The organism is Agarivorans sp. Alg241-V36, from assembly GCF_900537085.1.
Taxonomy (GTDB): Bacteria; Pseudomonadota; Gammaproteobacteria; order Enterobacterales; family Celerinatantimonadaceae; genus Agarivorans.
In genome coordinates this window covers 311,874-331,214 of the sequence record NZ_UNRE01000004.1, presented here as the reverse complement: position 1 = coordinate 331,214, position 19,341 = coordinate 311,874, and the positions used below count along the sequence as shown (strand labels likewise).

At 44.9% G+C, this 19,341-nt stretch carries 14 protein-coding genes; 9 read left to right on the top strand and 5 right to left on the bottom strand.

What is annotated here, in order from left to right; all coding sequences use genetic code 11:
- Positions 1–48: 48 nt before the first annotated feature.
- The 4 genes from arfB (at position 49) to G6R11_RS11360 (ending at position 4,270) form a co-directional block, all read left to right on the top strand.
- The gene (gene arfB / locus G6R11_RS11375) at positions 49–462 is read left to right on the top strand and encodes an alternative ribosome rescue aminoacyl-tRNA hydrolase ArfB (RefSeq protein ID WP_163133190.1); all 414 of its coding nucleotides are present in this window, start codon (positions 49–51) and stop codon (positions 460–462) included.
- Between the two features lie 151 nt (positions 463–613).
- Positions 614–1,600 (top strand): carbohydrate kinase, encoded by a 987-nt coding sequence (locus tag G6R11_RS11370; protein ID WP_163133189.1) that lies wholly within the window; start codon positions 614–616, stop codon positions 1,598–1,600.
- A gap of 2 nt (positions 1,601–1,602) precedes the next feature.
- On the top strand, positions 1,603–2,787 hold the full coding sequence (locus G6R11_RS11365; RefSeq protein WP_163133188.1) for an AGE family epimerase/isomerase: 1,185 nt from the start codon (positions 1,603–1,605) through the stop codon (positions 2,785–2,787).
- 211 nt (positions 2,788–2,998) lie between these two features.
- A complete protein-coding gene (locus G6R11_RS11360) occupies positions 2,999–4,270 on the top strand; it encodes a sodium:proton antiporter (protein ID WP_163133187.1) in 1,272 nt (423 codons plus the stop codon).
- A gap of 21 nt (positions 4,271–4,291) precedes the next feature.
- Here G6R11_RS11360 and G6R11_RS11355 read toward each other — a convergent pair whose 3' ends face one another.
- The 3 genes from G6R11_RS11355 to G6R11_RS11345 all read right to left on the bottom strand — a co-directional run bounded on the left by G6R11_RS11355 (position 4,292) and on the right by G6R11_RS11345 (position 8,505).
- On the bottom strand, positions 4,292–5,008 hold the full coding sequence (locus G6R11_RS11355; protein WP_163133186.1) for an ABC transporter substrate-binding protein: 717 nt from the start codon (positions 5,006–5,008) through the stop codon (positions 4,292–4,294).
- Between the two features lie 215 nt (positions 5,009–5,223).
- On the bottom strand, positions 5,224–7,116 hold the full coding sequence (locus G6R11_RS11350; RefSeq protein ID WP_205472766.1) for a RimK/LysX family protein: 1,893 nt from the start codon (positions 7,114–7,116) through the stop codon (positions 5,224–5,226).
- A gap of 162 nt (positions 7,117–7,278) precedes the next feature.
- A complete protein-coding gene (locus G6R11_RS11345; protein ID WP_163133185.1) occupies positions 7,279–8,505 on the bottom strand; it encodes a hypothetical protein in 1,227 nt (408 codons plus the stop codon).
- Between the two features lie 343 nt (positions 8,506–8,848).
- Between G6R11_RS11345 and G6R11_RS11340 the strand changes: the two genes are divergently transcribed.
- The gene (locus G6R11_RS11340; protein ID WP_163133184.1) at positions 8,849–10,654 is read left to right on the top strand and encodes a hypothetical protein; all 1,806 of its coding nucleotides are present in this window, start codon (positions 8,849–8,851) and stop codon (positions 10,652–10,654) included.
- Positions 10,655–10,738: 84 nt separating this feature from the next.
- On the opposite strand, the gene G6R11_RS11335 is transcribed toward G6R11_RS11340, so the two are convergent.
- Entirely contained in the window at positions 10,739–11,923 is a 1,185-nt protein-coding gene (locus G6R11_RS11335; protein WP_163133183.1) for an amino acid aminotransferase, read from the bottom strand.
- 2 nt (positions 11,924–11,925) lie between these two features.
- Positions 11,926–12,897 carry a DMT family transporter gene (locus G6R11_RS11330; protein WP_163133182.1) on the bottom strand — a complete coding sequence of 324 codons (972 nt, stop codon included), beginning with the start codon at positions 12,895–12,897 and terminating at the stop codon, positions 11,926–11,928.
- Positions 12,898–13,038: 141 nt separating this feature from the next.
- Between G6R11_RS11330 and G6R11_RS11325 the strand changes: the two genes are divergently transcribed.
- The 4 genes from G6R11_RS11325 to G6R11_RS11310 all read left to right on the top strand — a co-directional run bounded on the left by G6R11_RS11325 (position 13,039) and on the right by G6R11_RS11310 (position 18,390).
- On the top strand, positions 13,039–13,488 hold the full coding sequence (locus tag G6R11_RS11325) for an Lrp/AsnC family transcriptional regulator (RefSeq protein ID WP_163133181.1): 450 nt from the start codon (positions 13,039–13,041) through the stop codon (positions 13,486–13,488).
- A gap of 230 nt (positions 13,489–13,718) precedes the next feature.
- Entirely contained in the window at positions 13,719–15,968 is a 2,250-nt protein-coding gene (locus G6R11_RS11320; RefSeq protein WP_163133180.1) for a hypothetical protein, read from the top strand.
- Positions 15,965–16,534: a hypothetical protein gene (locus G6R11_RS11315; RefSeq protein ID WP_163133179.1), complete on the top strand. Its 570-nt coding sequence runs from the start codon at positions 15,965–15,967 to the stop codon at positions 16,532–16,534. The genes G6R11_RS11320 and G6R11_RS11315 overlap by 4 nt, the downstream gene beginning before the upstream one ends.
- Positions 16,535–16,998: 464 nt before the next feature.
- The gene (locus G6R11_RS11310; RefSeq protein ID WP_163133178.1) at positions 16,999–18,390 is read left to right on the top strand and encodes an integrase family protein; all 1,392 of its coding nucleotides are present in this window, start codon (positions 16,999–17,001) and stop codon (positions 18,388–18,390) included.
- The last annotated feature ends 951 nt before the right edge of the window (positions 18,391–19,341 follow it).

The following is a 19,341-nucleotide window of genomic DNA, read 5'->3' as shown; positions in this document are numbered from 1 at the left end:
AGTTTGTTACAATGACTACTTCTAAGCGCAAGGGCTACCAGAGAAATCATGCTGCAAATATCTAATACCGTTAGTTTAGGTGAATGGGAAATCGAGCTCAGTGCAATTCGCGCTCAAGGCGCTGGTGGGCAAAACGTAAATAAGGTATCTAGTGCCGTTCATTTACGCTTTGACATTCCCCATTCAAGTTTGCCGGCATTTTATAAAGAGCGCTTACTAAAACTCAACGACCAGCGTATTAGTAAAGACGGCGTATTGATCATCAAGGCGCAAAGTCACCGTACTCAAGAGCGTAATAAAGAAGATGCCTTACAACGTTTAAAAGAGTTAATCCTTAGTGCAGTGGTTGTGCAAAAGAAACGACGTCCTACCAAGGCTACTTATGGCTCTCAGCGTCGTCGCATGGACAAAAAAACGCAGCGTGGCCAAACTAAGCAATTGCGCGGTAAAGTCTCTCACTAACGCTAAATCACCATTAGTTTATCGAACTGCCTATTCAGCTCGTGACCCCGCTCGGAAAACCTCAGGAAACCGCAATAATCTTTAAGCTAGCAGCTGACGCCTGCAGTTTTTATGTGTAACGTTGATTAGCTATTTTCAATGAGGACACACAATGTCGCAGCTGCTCGCGTTTGGTGAAGTATTGGTGGATTGGATCCCTTTGGAGTTTCAACGCCAAGGTAAAATAGACATTCCCATTTATGGGCAATACCCCGGTGGTGCACCCGCTAATGTGGCTGTGGCTGTTGCCGGATTAGGCCATAAAGCTTTAATGCTTGGTCAAGTTGGTGATGATGCCGCCGGGCACTACCTACGTGATTGCTTGCAACGCCAAGCGGTGAATTGTGATTTTTTGTTAAGTAGCCAAGACTACGCCACGCCTATGGCTTTTGTTAGTTTGGATGCCGAGGGTGAGCGCAGCTTTAGCTTTCAGCGCAGCAATACTGCTGACCTTAAATTACGATTAGATGATTTCCCCAATCAAGTATGGGCAGGCAGTGGAATACTACACATCTGCTCCAATACTCTTACCGAAGATAACATTGCCAATACGACGTTTGATCTGGTCAATGCCGCTAACAAAGCCGGGATGTTGGTCAGTTTTGATGTGAATATACGTCTACCGCTTTGGCAAAATACCGAGCAGCTTTTCCAGCGGGTGATGCAAACGGCCGCGGCAAGTCACATGTTAAAACTGAGCCAAGAAGAGTGGGACTACCTTAGCAAACTTGGCCAAGTAGATAATTTAGCAGCGGTGCTTTTTGAGCAAGGTGTCAGCCTTATTTTGCTTACCGACGGTGCTGCCGACGTGCAGCTACTAACGGCGAATTGGCAAACTAGCCTCGCTACACCAACAGTTAGCGTGGTAGATACTACCGGAGCGGGTGATGCCTTTACCGGCGCTTGGTTAGCGTCACTCATTGAACAGCAGATTTGCGACTCAGCTACCTTGGTTGAGGCGATTGAGCAGCAAGCTCCACTACTCACCGCGCTACAAGCAGCGGTGGTAGCAGGTGCGTTGGCGGTAACTAAACGGGGCGCTTGGAGTGCATTACCCAGCGCCGCAGACATTCAAGCATTCATACACAGCGAGGAGTAGCCATGCTTCCGGTTTTTCGTAGTTCACAGTTTTTAGAGCAGCATGTTACTGCGCTTAGTCAGTTTTATCAGCAGCATGCTATTGATCCACAAGGTGGTTATTTTCAAGCTTTAGCACCTAACGGCGACGCGCAAGAGAAAGGCCTTAAGCAGTTGGTGAGTTCCACGCGCTTGGCCTATATATTCGCCCATGTTGGCTTACAAGAAAATAATACCGAGTATTTACAGCTGGCTGAGCATGGTTTCAAGTTTGTTGAACAACAGCATTTTGACCCGAAACGCCAAGCTTATAACTGGGTTCTAGATGATGGCAGTCCAATAGACAAAAGTAACCTTTGCTACGGACTGGCGTTTGTGATGTTAATGTACTCGGCCGCCGTTAAACTAGGCCGAGCCGGAGCGAAACAACAGTTGGCAGCGACTTTTGAACTAATGGAGCAACGCTTTTGGCAAGCGGAGTGGGGCTTGTACGCAGACGAAGCAAGCGCTGATTGGCAAGTGTTAAGTGATTATCGCGGGCAAAATGCCAATATGCATGCCTGTGAAGCGATGATCGCAGCCTATGAAGCGACCCAAGAGCCGCGCTATTTGCATCGCGCCATTGTTATTGCTCAAAACATTTGTTTACGCCAAGGCTACACTACAGATGGATTGATTTGGGAGCACTACCAAGCAGATTGGCAAGTGGATTGGGATTTTAATCGTGATGATCCCAAAAACCTCTATCGCCCATGGGGCTTTCAGCCCGGCCACCAAACCGAGTGGGCTAAATTACTAGTCATGCTTTCTCGCCACCATCAGGCTTCGTGGCTGATTCCCTGTGCTGAGAAGTTATTCGGCTTTGCCATGGAGAATGCTTGGGACCATCAATATGGTGGTCTTTACTACGGTATCGCGCCTGATGGCGCCGTGTGTGATGACGAAAAGTACTTTTGGGTTCAGGCTGAGTCGTTTGCCGCTGCTGCCTTGTTAGCAAGCGCAACTGGCAAGCAGGAATACTGGAGTGCTTACGACAGCCTGTGGAAATACAGTTGGCAGTTTTTCTGCGAGGCGCAACATAAACCTTGGTGGCGAGTATTAAGCCGAGAAGGGCAAGTGCAAGATCTGCTTGTTGCAAGGCCGGGAGCAAAAATAGACTACCACACCATTGGGGCCTGCCTAGAAGTACTGCGCGCTATGCAAGCTTAAGCCTAAGCGGCGCACTCAATTCACCAATAGCCAGCTAAACCTCTTTGGCTATTGGTTTTTTTATCCCGTAAAACTCAGATTAGTCAGCTCGCTATTAGCTGGTGTTAATGCTCTTCTAGGGCAAAGCATTGCTTGTTTAGCGGCGGTCTTGCCTATACTAAAAGCAAATATAGTTTGCAGCATTCGCTGCCTCGTTAAGGGACTTACCCGCTTGGAAACCTATTACAGCCTGTGTTATCTGGCCGCCTTGGCCATGCTGATTGCCTATATCAACAGTCGAGTGGGTTCTGTGCAATCAACCATTACTATCACCGCAGCCTCTATTGTTTTGTCGCTAGTGATGATTTTGCTAGGCGAGACGGGCTTATTTAATTCCTTGCCACAGCTTATCGAGTCGATTAACGCAATTAACTTTCAGAATCTACTGCTACATGGCATGTTGGGTTTTTTGTTATTTGCTGGTGGTTTGGGCATAAACTTAAAGCATTTGGCCAGCCAAGGCCTTGAGATTGCCATATTGGCGCTGTTTTCAACCTTGTTATCAAGCTTTTTAGTCGCAAGCTTGTTGTGGTGGCTATTGCCCTACATTGGTTTGCCTTTGGACTTTATTTACTGCCTGTTATTCGGTGCACTAATTTCACCTACCGATCCGATTGCCGTGCTCGCCATTGTTAAGAAGATGAATGCACCCCAGCAGATAGCGATTCAGGTGGAGGGCGAATCTTTGTTTAATGACGGTTTTGGCTTGGTAATGTTTGTGTCGGTTTTTGGCATCGCCTTTTCCCATCAAAGCGTAAGTGTTCCTGCTATTTCTTGGTTATTTTTACATGAAGCAGGTGGTGGGGTGATCTATAGCTTTGTTTTAGGCTTAGTCGCTAACTATTTGATTAAACATACCGAGGATGACTCGCTAGAACTATTGGTGAGTTTAGCTATTCCGACAGCTGGTTTTGTCTTTGCTGAGCAGCTAGGAGTGTCGGGTGCCTTGGCAATGGTGGTTGCTGGCATTTATATTGGTAATATCACTCGTGAGCGCCACTTTACCCAAGCCAGTAAACAAAGTTTTGACCACCTATGGCATGTACTTGAAGAGTTTTTAAATAATCTGTTGTTCTTACTCATAGGCTTAGTGCTAATCAGCTTTGTATTTCATCTAGAAGATCTGTGGTTAATGTTGCTGGCTATTCCCTTGGTTTTACTAAGTCGCTTAGTCAGTGTGGCTCTTCCCTATTTAGGTTTTTCACTGTTTAGAAAATACAATCCAATGTCGGTGCCCATTTTAACTTGGGGTGGCTTGCGGGGCGGTTTGGCCTTGGCTATGGCGATGTCGGTACCCGCTGGAGTAATGGTGCTACCCGAGAAGAATATCGACGTTCGGGAGATGATTTTGGTGATGACTTATGCAGTGGTGGTATTTTCAATTTTGGTGCAAGGCGCCAGTATTGTTCCGTTGATTAACAAATCTAAGTCTTATTACTCTTAGCAACGCTGACTTTTGAGTTTACTACGGGGTTAAGTAGTGCTGTTTGGTTTTTTCAACAAAACCTTCGTCGTGTAGCTGCTGTATCTGGATAGATATCTGCTGAACTAACTCAGGATCTGAGTTTTTTGATGCTGCTAAGAACAGCAAATTAGTTGCAACCGAATCGCCAATTATCAGCGCTTGCTTTGGAAATTGCTGATTCCAATACCAAATGGTTTCAGGTGTTCCATTAAACCAGGCGTCAACACGCCCTAGTTGCAACATTCTAGCGCTTGCCGAGCCAATTTTTAGCTCTACGATTTGGTTATTGTCGAAGAGTTTGTCTTGTAGAATTTGAGTTTGCGCTGAGCCCTGACCTACACCAATCTTGTTGAGCTGTTCCTTGGCTTGTTGGTAACTATCAATGCGCAGATGAGTAGTGGCAAAGCTGCGCTCTAGATCCATGATGTAAGCCACCCAGGTAAAATGATTTTCGCGAGAAGGTAATAGGGCTAGCGGCATGATAAATAGATTTTCGCCCTCACTGGTAATACGTTGAGCTCGCTTCCAAGGAACTTCTTGCAGCGACACTTTATGGCCTAAGCGGGAGAATGCCTCAATCACTACATCGCCAACAATGCCAGCTTGCCTTGGGTTAAGCATGGTAAGAGGGGGAGCGTTGATACTGTAAACGGTATAAGTATTGGCATGCAGCTTGTTAATTTGCAGGATAGTTAGCAATAGAAACAGTAGCAGCATAGGGCGCATCAATTAGAGTCTCATGGCGATCAGAGTTGGTCTTATAAAAATAGCCTATGCTTTTAAAAACAGCGAGTTAATAGCTAATTACCAGAACTGAATGGGCGTTAATGCTATAGCTTCGCAAAGAGTGTTTTTGGGCAGGCTAGAGTATCGCTTCTAGTGGAATAAAAAAATGGCATCAAGGGCCGTTTTTTGTGTTTACTTAAGCTTGTTTAAGGCTGTTTGGTAAGAATAAAGCGGCCATCGCTGCTTACCACAAAGCCGTTACGTAAGTAGTTTTTTCCTAGGATCATGCTGTAGCTAAAGTTTTCTCGGTTTTGTAGGTTAACCCGAACTGTTTCTGTTACCTCTCCTAGCTTCACTTCCATCATTACTACCGGGCGAGAGTTAGCTTTTTCGCCCACTCGAGCTTTAATGGTCATTTCATCAACCACTTCGCGGGTGAACTCTTGCTCTAAACCGTCGCTATTGCGGTAGGTAAAGGTCACCATGGCTTTACCGTCTTTATCAAAGCGTTTTATTTGCTCGGCATGCATAGAACTTACATCGGCACCGGTATCCAGTTTCACTGGAATTGATAGGCCTTCTACTTCGGCTTGTTCTACGTAACCGGCACGAATAACCGCTCTTTTATCAAAAATATTGTTGGTGCGAGTATTCACCCAAATTGGGCCATCAGCGAAGCTTTCGCCAATCAACAGCTCTTCTGGATCATCTTTACTGGCTAGTTCTAGTGCTATGTCGGTTTGGTAGTTTTTACCTGCGAGAGAGGTCTTAGGTGTAATCACTGGACGAGTGACTCCACCCACTACGATGTTTCGGTCAATTGGCTGTTCAAATACATAGACGTTGTTATATATATCACTGGCGGAGAAAGCGGCTATTGTTTTCTTTTGCTCGCTTCTTTCTAGTGTTTTTAAGCTTTTCACTCTCATTAGAGTGGTGTTTACCGCAAAAGATGGTTCAGCTTTAAAAGTGACTTCATCGAAGGTGATTTGCTCTTCAGGGCTCATCATAAAAGGTGGCTTAGTGGCAAAGTCCATTGCCGATTCAAGTGCTTTGTCACCTAGAAACTCAGCACTTAAGTCAACAAGAAAGTACTGGTTTAAAGCTTCGGTGCCAAGGCGTAGTTGGCTGGAACGCTTTGAGCGGTCGCGCAGCAATAACTCTATATGTTTTACTTCTTGGCCGATGCTTACAGGCATGTTTACCATTGGATGGTGCTTATCGCCAATTTTCAGCATTTTTAACAGCGGTAGGGTATAAGCTTTCGACTTGTTGTTTTTGCCTACTGCATCAAAGCTAACCTGCTGTTGATCTTTATCTACCTTTATATTGGTGGCATTTAGGCTGGTGCGTCGGTTAGCTAAAGACACGCTGATGGCTAATGGAAGGTCATCTAAATAGGCGGTTTCTTTATTGCTAATAATCTTTGCTTCAGGCTCTTGCTGCAAGTAGTCATAACTTGAGTCCACCCAAGCTTGTTCTCGCAAAAAGGTTTTGCCTATTAAAATGGGGTAGGAGAAGGCACTGCGGTCAGTAAGGTTTACTGCGGTTGTTACGGTAATATCGCCAGAAGACAAAGCAAGCTCAACTACTGGTCGATAGAGTATGCCGTGGTCTCCACGCCCTTGAATACCACTCAATCGTGCTAAAGGTCGCTCTAAAGTAATCGTCTCACCGCTATGTGGGTGAACTAAATCAAACTTAACTGTTGCCTTAATATTGCGTTCGGGTGTATCAAAGCTCTCTAGCCACCACTCACTATTTGGGTCGCCAAAACTTTCAGCAATGCTTTTAAGTAAGGCTTCGCCTTGTAAATCTGCAAACTTTGGGTTGCTACTGCGAATGCTAATGTTGAGCGCATGAATGGAAGTAGTATCGGCGCCTGTGTCAATTTTGGCAGGAACTCCAACCCCCTTTAGCGAATCAACATCGGCATAGTAAATGAATTCGATTCGGCCCATTACCAGTTTGCCGTCAAGGTGATAATGCGGCCCATTATCGTAGAAAGGACTTTGTTCTAAAGAGGTGGCTAAGCTGTGAGATTGAGTGGCGAGTAAACACAGCAAAGAGATGAGAGTTCTGGAAATAAATTTCATCATTGGCCTTTCATTCAATAAAGTTATATTCGTTATAGCACTTAATGTCTTTAATCATAGCGCCATGTAGCGAATAAAGTGAGTTTTTTTAGTAAGTTGCCGTATTTAGATACAAAAATATATAGTTGGTTCAGTATCATTAAAAGTAGCGGGCTGCGATTAAGATTAATCACTAAGATCGATGTACAGTTCGCCTCTATCACTCGGTTTACTGCTGTTTGGCTGCGCTGATTGAATGAGCTTATCCCGCGCTTGATTTAAGCGTGAATCAAAAAAGCTCGCTTGCTGGGCAAGCTGGTCTAGCGGCTTGGGCTCGGCATTTAACATGGCTTTTTGAGCATGATCGATGGCTTGTTGGCTATTGCTGGCATCGATACCCATTACCGAAACCCCCATTTGGCTTTGTATTGCTCCCATGCTGCCTTGCTCATTTGGCGTTAACAGTTGGCTGATGGCTTGCTCTAAACGCTGTTGAATCGCTTGTAGTTTTTTGGGCGCAGATAAGAAACCCGAGATAGCACCTTTACCTAGCCAAGCTATGGATATGGCTTGGTTTAGTTTTTTTAAATTACTGAGCAGTAGCTGCCGGAGTCGTTGCGCTGCGGCCTCGTCTTGGTTTTCTAACTTTAGGGCAAATACAATCAATGTTTCTTGCTTGGCTAAACTCTTTTGAGCTATTGCCAATTGCTGAGCAAACTTGGCTTCGCTATTCCACACGCGCTGCGCAGAGACCGGTTCTGTCTCCGATACCAACTTATAAAGGGTAAAGCGCTGTTTAGGCGCATTGGTATGGATGCTGGTTGATTTTGCTTCTAGTGGCACTAGTTGGCCTGCCAAGCTTTTAATCTGGCGTTTTATTTTACTACTGGTGTTTGTTGCGTTGTTATCAGCAAGGGTAACTCTACTCGCGAGCAAGTAATAGCTGGGCTGCTGTAGTGCTTTGCTGGCTGCTTGGTTAAGCCAAATAATGCTGTCGTTTTGATTACAGATGATAGCCGGCGTGTATTCAGAGGCCAGGTGCTCTTGGATAAGTTGTTGCTCTTCGCTTTTATCCAGTAAAGGCAAAATAAACTCAATGGAGCCGTTTACCTGATTGACCAGCTCGCGCCAAATTAACACCTGGCCCACATAGCGTTTTTGTTTGATATTGAAGATTAGGTTGAGCTCTAGGGTTTGCTCTTGGTGTTGCGTTTCAAAAATAGCACGCTGTAGGTAGCTTACTTGCTCTGCTTCTAAGCGGTTCACTAACTGTTTTAAGCTTAGTTGCGCTTCATTGGGGTAGGCCAAAGCATCTATCAATTGCTTATCGCAGTGCACTTGGCTGCTGTTACGTGACCAGTGCCAAGCCAATGGAAAACCCTGCAATTTCTCTATCAGATCTTTTTCAGCCATAGCAACACCTTAGATTTTTAATCAGGCTAATTATTGATCTTGTTTCTAGTGGAATAACTCAATATTAACGTAGCTAATTAAATATTAGGTGATAGATTTGTAAATACAAATAAATACTGCGCTTTGAGCACTTTCCCCGTGCTTGCTTTTTGCGGACTAAACACGGTTTAACTTGCTTAGAGTCAGCAATAGTATGATTACCTTAACTGTTTTAAAGCCTGTTGATTGCACCATTGATTGGCTGGTTGATATAGTGCCGCTAATCAATAGTGATAGGTGGTTGCTATTGCCACCAAAGTAGCAGTGTTGGGTTTGTCGCGAGCAAGCTCAATAGGGAAAAGTCATGGACGCTGAAAACATAGATACCTTGGTTCACCAAATGCTTGCCGAAGGCGGTTCATTTGATGAAGCATTTCTGATGGATTTTTTAACCGAGCACAATGGAGAGGCCCCCTCTCAGCAGCTTATCGAGCAGGCCCAAGCCAGCGCTCAAAAGCAGCTAACTAAAACTTATCAGCAGCAACATGCGATAGCGCAACTACCTAACGGTTTTGCTAATTCATTAAATGATTGGTTTGTGCAGTTGGAGCAGTCAACCGAAGCGCGAATTGGACGGCTTGCTCAAGAAAAACAACAACACTGGGAAGAGGGGCGTGAGGCCCTTATTGTTGCGCACCGCCAGCAACTCGATGAGGCGGCCAAACTACAAAAAAGTGCTGAACAAGAATGCGAAGAGCTGCGTGCAAAATTAGAGCAAGCTGCAGCCAAAACCAGTGAGCTTTTTGGTGAGCTCGACAAATCTAAACAACAAAGTGAAGAGCAGGTTCAACAGCTTAAAGAGGCGCAACGCGCCTTGCACGATAGTGAACAAAGCACTCAAAATTACCAAGAGCAGCACCAACAGTTTGAGCAGCAAGTTCAAAGCCTGCAAGACGAATTACAGGCCGCTGAAAATGACCAGCAAAGCTTACAGAGCTTGCAAGTAGATAAGCTAGAGCTGGAGCAGCAGCTGCAAGAGAGTCAACAAGAACTAGAGGCTTACCAGCAAAATGGTAAAGAAGCACAGCAGCAACAAACTGAACTCGAGCAGGCCCTGCGTAAGCAATTGGGCGAAATGAGTGAAGCTCTGGATAAAGAATTAGCGCTGACCAAACAGCTTACCGAAGAACACTGTGATGTTAGTGAACGCATGACTAGCCTAGTGAAAACTAAGCAAAGCATAGAGGCAACAAATCAACAGCTGCAAACAACCCTTGAGCAACAGCAAAAACAACTGCAAGAGCATGATACCCAAAGCCAAGCTTTACAGCAGCAAAGTGAAGAACAGCGTGAAGAGCATCAGCAACTAACTGAACAAGTTGAGCAGCTTAACCAAGAGCTAGCCGCCGCTAAGAAAGCCCACTCGGAGCTGCAAGACCAAGTTGCTGACGGTAGTGAATTAGCTGCCGCTGCTGAGCGCGAAGAAGAGCTTTCTCAAAAGCTGATCGCATTGGAGCAGCGTTGTTTAGAAGACGCGCAAACGATTCAAGAGCTAAGCGAGCAACAGCAGCTTGTGAACCAAGAACTAGACGAGTTGCGTGGCGATAAACAGGCCTTAGACACCGTAAGCAGAAGCGCAGAAGCCCAATTAGAACAAGTGTTGCCAGAGCTTGAGAAAACCCAGCAACAAGAGCTGGAACTGCGTGAGCGAGTAGAGCAAGTAGAGTCAAAGTATTTAGAAGCTACTTCGGAGCTAGATCAAATTCGTAAGCAGCTGGCTGCGGCTAACTCTCAGCTTGAGTTAAGCAATAGCATGGCAGATACCGATAGCCGCTTGTTAGATAAGGAACACCAACTTAAAGACCTTAAGCAGCAGTTGGTGGCGCTCGAGTCTAATTATCGAAAAGAGCAACATGGACACTCGCTAACTAAACAAGCCTTGAGCCAGCTAGACGAGCAAATCCTTGATGCTCAAATTGACAGCGGCAACTTGCAGGGTCAACTAAACGACTTAGAAGATAAGCTTAAAGCCGGTGAATTGGCAAATCGTCAGCTACAGCGAGAGATTACCGAAGCGCATCAAGATATTAGCCAGCTTAGCCAAGCGAACGTAACGCTCAATGACAAGTTGGAATTGGCCTTAAAAGCCAAGGCTAAATCACCCGCTTAACGAGCTTTTCTAAAATAAAAAGGCTAGCGCTTTGCTAGCCTTTTTTTATATTCCACTGCCCAACATTTAGCGTTTGGGCATGGGCTAAACACCCACCGCCAAACATGCTTCAACCAAGCGCGGAATAAAGCTTTTAGCTAAACCTGCTACGTTTATTCTGCCGCCACTAACGATATAAATAGCGTGTTGCTCGCGCAGTTTCTCCAGCTGATGCTGGTTAAAGCCGGTGAGTGAAAACATGCCTTGATGCTGGGTGAGATAACTAAAGCGATCGCTGCCCGACTGATGAGCAAACTCCTGCGCTAAACATTGGCGTAACCCCCGCATTCGTTGGCTCATTTGGTTTAGCTCTAGCTGCCATTGTTGGTTTAGCTGAGCATCATTTAGAATCTCGGCCACAATAGCGGCTCCCCAGTTGGGTGGCATGGTGTAGCTGCGACGCGCCAGCTCGAAGAGTTTGCCGCGGGCGTTAGTAGCTTGCTGTAAGGTTTCTCCTACTACCATGGCCACACCACTACGTTCTCGATATAAGCCAAAGCTCTTAGAGTTAGAGCTGGCAATCAATAGCTCTGGTACCTGCCGGGCGAGATGCTGTAAGCCTTGGGTATCTTTTATTAAACCTTGGCCAAAGCCTTGATAAGCCAAGTCAACAAACGGCAAAAAGCCATTTTTGAGTGCGAGTTCGCTAATGTGTTGCCAAGCAGAAAAGGAGATGTCAGCACCGGTCGGGTTGTGACAGCAGCCATGCAATAGCAGTACGTCATCGGGTCCAAGTTTAGCAACTTGTTCTAACATCGCTGACTCATCAACTTGCTTGCTAACAGGGTCGAAATAGGGATAAAAGCCCACTGCCAAACCAGCGGCTTGCATAATGGGTTGATGGTTCACATAGCTGGGGTTAGACAGCCATACTTTAGCATTAGGTTTGGCACTGGCAATAAGGTCGGCCAGCAATCGTAAAGCGCCACTGGCCCCCGGGGTTTGCATGGCTATCGCCCGTGAGAAAGCCTCGGTGCCGCTGAGTAATAAGTCCAACATGGCTTGGTTGTAACTGGCGTTTCCGGCTAAACCGATGTAAGCCTGAGTGATTTGCTGATCCAGTAAGCGCTGCTGAGCAATACTTACCGCTTTCATTACCGGTGTTTCGCCTTGCTCATTGCGGTAAACCCCTATTCCTAGGTCAATTTTGTCACTGCGAGTGTCGTCTTTAAAGGCTAAGCCCAATGACAAAATAGGATCATCTTTGGCGGCTGGAAGATTAGCAAACATAGTTATTCCTTTAGCTGTAAAGCAAGCGCTTTGCTTGGCTTATATCCACTGGCGATCACAACGCCAATGACTGTGCTTATAATACCGAATATTGTTAGTGGGTCGAGGTTTTCAGCAAACAGCCTAAAGGCCAGTAGTGAAGCCAATACTGGGGTGAGTGAGCCCAAGGCTGAGCTTAATTCAGCCCCTAAGCGACTAATGGCAAAGCTATAACAACAGCTTGCTAGTAGCCCAACAATAATCCCTTGAATCATCATGTGGCTAAGCAGCTCCGCAATGGCAACTTGCCCCGCTCCCCAACTATGGCTTGGATTCAAGCAAACATAAATGACTAATATGAGGGCATTGGGTACGGTAATCACCGCTGCTGTCTCTAGCGGACTAAGGCCACTTTGGCGGGCAGACAAAGTAAAAACCGCCCACAACAAGCTAGCGCCTAAAAACATCGCTTGTCCGAGTAGCTGTTGGCTGCTGGATTGGCTAAAACTGTTCGCTAGCAGTAGCAACACACCGATGAAGATGGCGCTTAAGCCTATTTTCTTATAGCGCTCAAAGGGCTGCTTAAACACCAGAACAGCAATGGCAGTAACAAAAAACGGAGCTACACCTGGCACTAGGGTACTGCCTTGAGCCACAGGCGTATAAGACATCGCAATAGCGGAGCATAGGAAAAACGGTAGCCCTGCTCCGGCAACCATTCCCAGCAAATAGGGCCAAGCAACACCAGCGATTTTAGACCAACGTTTTATCAATAGTGGGCATAGCAGAGCAGCCGGAATGACATAACGAAACAGGCTTATTTCAAGCACGCTAAGGGGGGACAGAGCGCTACTGCGTAAGGACAAAAAGTAAGTTGACCAAATTACGATGGTTGCTATCGCTGCAATAAGGCCCGGGCGCCTTTGCTGGCGGGTGCATGAGAGCGGAACAACCTGCAATTTAGCTAAGCTTGCAGAGGTACTTGTTGTAGCCATGATTCATATCCTTATAGAGATAAGGTATTGTTGCTAATGTTGGCTGGCTAAAGGAGGTTTTTTGGATGATGTTTTGCCTCTATTTTAGCTCGATTAGCTAATATTAAGATGATTGTTGGTTTTGATTGCTGGTGGTGTGGGATGAATAAAGTTGACCGAGAGCTATTACATTTGATTCAGCGTGATTGCCGGCTTACTACTGCCGAGTTGGCGGAACAGGTAGGCTTGTCGGCCTCTCCGGTGGCTAGGCGTTTACGTTTACTCGAGCAGCAAGGCTATATTGAGTCTTACCGCGCTCACCTCAACAAAACTAAACTAGGTCTGCAAATTACCACCTTTGTGCACGTTCGTTTGAAGGAGCATCAAGACGCACCGGTAATGGCCTTTGAAGCCGCAGTGAAAGATATGCCAGAAGTGGTAAGTTGCCATACTGTTTCTGGCGCTTTTGATTACTTACTTCAAGTATTGACTGCCGACTTAGCGGCCTATGAAAAGTGGGTGAGGGAGCTGCAACGCTTAACCATGGTAAGCCAATTAGATAGTAGCTTTGCTATTCGAGAAGTAAAAAATCATCAGCCTTTACCTGTTTAAGATTCTCCTACGCTATCGCCTAGCAAAGTAGAAGGTAAAATGTTGCCATTACTGTTTACATGAGCTTGTTTTAGAAAAATATCAAACACCTTTTTATACTTGTTGACTATTAACTCACTGCCCTGCTAGCATCGCTACTTTATTGATTGCTAAGTCAATACTTATAGATGCAGCGACAGGGAAATCCATGTGTAAAGTTGTAAAGCAGATTAGTAATGCGTGGGGGATGCATGCATTTACAATCTAATCCTATTGAGTTCTCAAAGTTTAATCAAACCTTGCTAGTAGACGCTTTTGGCCAAAGTTATTGGTTTTTACCCAAACACCTACAGCATGGCGATATTAATAGTGAATCTGTTCAAAACAGTATCGACCGATACTGGGTAGAATCACTATTACAAAAACACAATGCAAATTGGGGCTTCCAGTTTGACCTTGGCAAACTCTACCAACAATTGTCGAATGACTATTTGGCCCACAGCAAATCGCATCAAGATAAGCTTAATTGGTTAAGCTCCAGCATTGTAAATGGCGAAGTATCAGTTTTTAAAGGCGAAAGCTTTGCTCCAACACCTCCCACAGACGCCGAAGGCGGCGTCCCTGTTGCAACCTTACCAGAGAACGCTGTAGCTCGCGCAATGTCTACTCAAGCGCCTTTGGGGCATGGTGGCCAAACGACAGAAGATATACTCGAAGCCCTAGATTTGTATTGCGCATTGCCAGACGGCTCACCTGCAGCTAACTTGCCCTACAAAGCGACTTTAGCTGACGGTTCAGTATTCGAAGGTATGTTGGATGCTAGCGGCCAAGCGAATCTACAAAACCTCAAGCCTAACAATGTGGACGTTGAGTTTGGCGAGCAACCCGATGAAGCCGCTATTGCGGCCACTAGAGCCGAAATTACCGCAGTGCTCAGTAGCATTATTGCTGCCGAGAGAGCGGAAGGCGCCAAGATAGCAGCCGAATATGGTGAGCTAAATGCCCTTGAAAAGGGCGCGTCGAGTATTGGCTCTCTGTTAACGGGAGTGGGGGGGGCGGTTGGTGATGCCGCTGAATTTACCTATAACCTTATAGAGCTTGGCTCCATGCAAGGGCAGCTTAAGCGAGCTTTAAACGCTGGCTGGGATGCTTACAATGTAGATGACGATAAAGGTTGGGCAGAGAGCTTTGCCAGTAATTGGCGTTCAGAACAACACCGAGCGTATGTGAAAGCACTAGGATTTGATCCATCCTCCATTACCAAAGAAAACCTCACCGAAGCTTACGAAATTGCCAGTTTTATTAGCGATGACAGTGAAACTCAAACGGTGTTGCTCCAATTTGTAAAAGACTTTGCCGACGCACAGCACCATACCGAATTAACCGAAATGGGTGGTGCTGCTATATTTGATATTGTACTAGGCGCAATACTCGTCGCCCTTACCGGCGGTGCAGGAACCGCTGCTGTAGCCGCTAACACAGTGCGCCATTTGGATAAGCTGGGAGGCTTGTTCGAAACACTCGCTAAACAGCTTAAAAAGAAAGCCCAGTTTAAAACCAAATCTGGCCGCACAGGCAGTAAAGTAGAGCAGCAAATTGCTAAACCTACTGGGGCACAAGTGCCTACAGATGCGGGTAAACAAAAGCCAAGTAATGTCGCAAGCCATCAACGCAAACGGGTAAACCCTGGTTCTTTTGCTGAAGCCGAAAGCTTATTGGGTGACTCAAGAGCTAGGATAATTGATAACAGTGGTTATACACCTAAATATACTCAAGCTGAGTTATTGGAGATAGCCAAAGCGGGTAATATCGATGATAAGTATATTGTAAGGGTACTTGAGACAACCCATGCAGGGCCGGATGGGTATTTGGGTAAGTATGATGGCGAGAAAATTAAGTATTGGTCTACTACTTTTGACCAGCTAGAAGATAGGGATACCGACCCAAGGCTAATGACTGCTGGAGTGGGTATACCTTATGACCCTGAGAAAAGCTATACCTTGGTAATTATCGACAAAGCCAAAGCTACTGAGAAGACTGGTAGCTACGCCATGGTGCCTAACTATGACAACATGGCTAACTTTAGTAAGACTGAACTTAAGAAAAAAATACCTCACCCTGAGTTGATAGACGACATAATGACGCCAGAATTCAGCGCCAAATTTAATAAAGATGTTACAGCGCTAAATAAAATTAAGAAAGATGGTGCATGGAAGGCTGCTATACAGAATAAGTATTTCGAGGCTAATGATTTCACCGATTATGACAAAAAACTGTTTAAGAATCGCTTAGCTTTATACAATGAGGCAGGTGCTAATGAACATTGGCTGGGTAACGGCCTTACCAAAAATATGAATAATCCTAATGGCGATACTCCACACGGTATACTTGAAACCTTCTCCTATGATAAAAATCCCGATACCTTCAGGACCATGGAAGACAAACAAAATGGTATCGTGAAGAAGGTGGCGCTTACTAAAATTCCAGGATTACAATTATGAACAAACCCCCTGTATTTGATGCATCTACTTTTGTGCCAGTGCCTCGCAAGCCAGAATGGCCAGTATACCAGCCGGAAAACTTACCTAGCGCTTGGAAAAAAATTGCTGAAATCACTGATGTTCAAGATAAAGACACCGCTAATGATTGGCAGCTTTATTTTGATGGCGTTATGTTAATTTTCCATCACTGGAGTGACAGTATTAACGAGTTTAATGGGAAGCCATTTCGTCATGTAGAGCAATACGAGTTCCCAATAGGTGCAGCGACATGGTTTGTAGAGAACCTACCGCGCTTTTTTAACGCTGGTGACCCAACTAAGCCACAAACTAGTGAAGGTTTTCATCATTACGGGCATTGTGGTGACGAGGAGTTAGGGATATCAAGGCTCATTAACTCTATAGGTAGAGATATTCCCGGTTACAGCATAGATAACTGTAGCCGCTGCGATCACCCAGATATGGATTTATGCCAAAGCTTTAAGATGAGTGATGATTTTTTGTTTAATCAAGGAATGCTAGACCTATTTAAAGATATCGCTAAGCGCCATGCCGCTGGCAATTTGTAATAGTTAAAAGCTACCAGTGATAACATTTGAACTATATGGTGAAAATTTGCAGAAGCAAGAATCACTAATTGAATCGCGCTTGTGTTTCCTGAGTCTCTAACGACTTTGATTGTATTGTATCCGCTAGTATGTGTTGACCGAGGCTCCTAATGGGCAAAAGCGTTGCATTAGCGTACCTTCTAAAAACTTAGTGTTCTTTCAAATAAAGCAGCAATAAAAAAGGCGTAGTAGGTATTAACCTTCTACGCCTTTGTACATGGTGGCCCTTCACAGACTTGAACTGTGGACCTAACGATTATGAGCGAGAGAAAAAGTAAGTTGATAAACATTGATAATCATACTTAATCATATGATTTTATAGTGTTTTATCGACGTTTATCTTCGCTCACGTGCAATTCAAAATAGATGCTTATACCCTGTTTTTGATGGCCAATACGGCACATAGACGGCACAGGATTTCTCCCATGAGCAGGTATATTAAGTTTAATAAACGCGTAATCGATAACCTAAAGCGACCTAGGCGTCGCACACGATATCGAGATAAGGCAGTAAACGGACTGATTTTAGAGAAAATGCCAACTGGCATGTGTATCTTTCGAGTACGAAAAAACCTTCACGGCAAAGATATCACTGTTACTTTGGGCCGCTATCCAGAGCTATCACCCGAGCAGGCTAAATCGCAAGCAAACATTATTTTAGGGCAGTTAGCTACTGGAGTTAACCCAAATAATGAAAAACGCAAGCAGGCATCTCTGGGCGTCACGCTGCAGGAGGCTTTAGACCGTTATCTAGAGTGCAGAGAAGGGAAAATTCAAGCGCGAACAGCCAAGCAGTATCGCAGCGTGTTATCTACTTACTCTTGCGCTTGGTTGAAAAAGCCGCTTGCTGCAGTGCGCCGTGCCGATATTCAAAAGATGCACAAAAGCATTACCCAAGGAACGATTACTTGGAAGAATGGGGGTGGAGACGTTCAGCGAATGCGAAGGCCTAGCGAAGCCCAGGCTGACTTATGGGCCAGAGTATTTCGAACTATTTATAACTTCTCTAAAGACTATTATCGTGATGAACAAGATGAATCGTTGCTTCCCGAAAATCCGGTGTCAGTATTATCAACTACTCGGCAATGGCACAATGTAGAGCGAAAAAATACTCGAATTCGTAACCACCAATTGAGCACGTGGCTAGATGCAATGGATCTTGTGAGAAATACAGCCGAAGAAGAATATAACCTAACTCGGGTGGCTATATGTGACGCATTAGAGTTTGCTTTATTCACAGGTTTAAGGCGGTCTGAAGTGCTGCAATTAACTTGGAGCAGAGTAGAGCTTGAAGGGGAGTATTTCTGGATTAGCCAAACAAAAAATGGCCAGGAATTAGAGCTACCGATTACTGAGTCACTTAAAAAAATTCTGTTACGCCGGCAAGCGTTAAAAAATAATAGTGAGTATGTTTTCCCAAACGCGAACACCCAAAAATGTATTAACGATCCGAAAAAGACAATCTGGGAGATCGAAGCCCAAGCAGAAGCGCTTGGAAATGCGATAAACTTTCGGAGTCATGATTTACGTCGAACCTATGCAAGTGTGGCTGAATCAGCTTCTGTTGGAGCGTATACTATTAAACGACTCATGAATCACAAAACGTCGAAATCCCCAGATGTGACGCAAGGCTATGTGGTTTTTTCAGCTGATGAGCTACGTATACCGGCCGAAAAAGTCGAGTCCTATATTTTGGAACGCGCCGGTCGACTAGAGGTCGATAAGAAGTTAGAAGAGCAGATCGTAAATTTATTCTTCAAGTGTGATGGGCAGACTAAAAAGAAATTGGTCAAAATGCTGGAGGTGATGGTTGATTAGATTGTTTAAGTGGACTGGCTCGTAAACGATCTGATATTGCTGGCTGTATACTTTGACCCACCGTTCAATAACCAAACTAAGTGGAGCAACTTGGTTTGGGCAACTTCGAGTCACGGATGGAAACATCCGTATTATTAGAACCTAAAAAATGTCTAGTATTTGCAGACCTCATCAGTGACCAAGCTTCCAGTAAAGAAAGGGTGGACGGTTTTAGTAGCCACAAAGCGCTCAATAGCTTCGATGAGTTTCAACGATGTATACGCTAGCAGAACCAGAGCTTTCGTCATTTTATAATGATAAATAGTAAGACCTGAGAACACCATCTTCTTGTTTACCTGGTAAACACCTTAAGCAGCCTAAACAACGTCTTGCTTACTCGATAAGCAGACTGAACAACGTCGACAGCTTGTTTACCTAGTAAACACCGTAAGTAGACTAAACAGCACTAGAGACTATTCTGATTAGAAAAATTAGGTCAAACTCGCAAATTTAGAGTTTTTGGGGATAAAAACTCTAGCTCAGAATCGGCATTTTCGAGTCACGGGTGGAAGCTAAAGCGTTTTGAGAACTTAGAAAGTGTCTACGATTCTCAGGCTTTACCAAACCAAGCTTTACTCCTTGATACTGATTACTGTACACCTAAAAAGCCATTATCAGAAATCCGCACCGTAGTGCCTTACTAATTTCCCTGTCACTTGAGCGGTAAAAGTTCGATATTAAGCCGTTTAAGGTGCTAATTGGTTTTAATGAGAGCGTATCGCTCCAATTAAAAACAGACTGGAAAATAAGAGGTAAGATCATCCTACCTAAGCAACAAAAGGATAGGGTTTTGAACATTAATATTAGAGTGAAACTAGGCGTATCAGTGGTATTGGTTGTAGAAGTGATGTTAAGGCATATAGACCAACTGAATCTTCAAATCTATATACTCTGAAGCTGACCAATTGGTGT

Excerpts from the sequence above, each read along its gene's own strand:
- G6R11_RS11310 (WP_163133178.1), top strand. The coding sequence starts at position 16,999 with ATGAGCAGGTATATTAAGTTTAATAAACGCGTAATCGATAACCTAAAG.
- G6R11_RS11355 (WP_163133186.1), bottom strand. The coding sequence starts at position 5,008 with ATGCTGCTACTGTTTCTATTGCTAACTATCCTGCAAATTAACAAGCTG.
- G6R11_RS11330 (WP_163133182.1), bottom strand. The coding sequence starts at position 12,897 with ATGGCTACAACAAGTACCTCTGCAAGCTTAGCTAAATTGCAGGTTGTT.
- G6R11_RS11365 (WP_163133188.1), top strand. The coding sequence starts at position 1,603 with ATGCTTCCGGTTTTTCGTAGTTCACAGTTTTTAGAGCAGCATGTTACT.
- G6R11_RS11315 (WP_163133179.1), top strand. The coding sequence starts at position 15,965 with ATGAACAAACCCCCTGTATTTGATGCATCTACTTTTGTGCCAGTGCCT.
- G6R11_RS11340 (WP_163133184.1), top strand. The coding sequence starts at position 8,849 with ATGGACGCTGAAAACATAGATACCTTGGTTCACCAAATGCTTGCCGAA.
- G6R11_RS11370 (WP_163133189.1), top strand. The coding sequence starts at position 614 with ATGTCGCAGCTGCTCGCGTTTGGTGAAGTATTGGTGGATTGGATCCCT.
- G6R11_RS11335 (WP_163133183.1), bottom strand. The coding sequence starts at position 11,923 with ATGTTTGCTAATCTTCCAGCCGCCAAAGATGATCCTATTTTGTCATTG.
- G6R11_RS11325 (WP_163133181.1), top strand. The coding sequence starts at position 13,039 with ATGAATAAAGTTGACCGAGAGCTATTACATTTGATTCAGCGTGATTGC.
- arfB (WP_163133190.1), top strand. The coding sequence starts at position 49 with ATGCTGCAAATATCTAATACCGTTAGTTTAGGTGAATGGGAAATCGAG.
- G6R11_RS11350 (WP_205472766.1), bottom strand. The coding sequence starts at position 7,116 with ATGATGAAATTTATTTCCAGAACTCTCATCTCTTTGCTGTGTTTACTC.
- G6R11_RS11345 (WP_163133185.1), bottom strand. The coding sequence starts at position 8,505 with ATGGCTGAAAAAGATCTGATAGAGAAATTGCAGGGTTTTCCATTGGCT.
- G6R11_RS11320 (WP_163133180.1), top strand. The coding sequence starts at position 13,719 with ATGCATTTACAATCTAATCCTATTGAGTTCTCAAAGTTTAATCAAACC.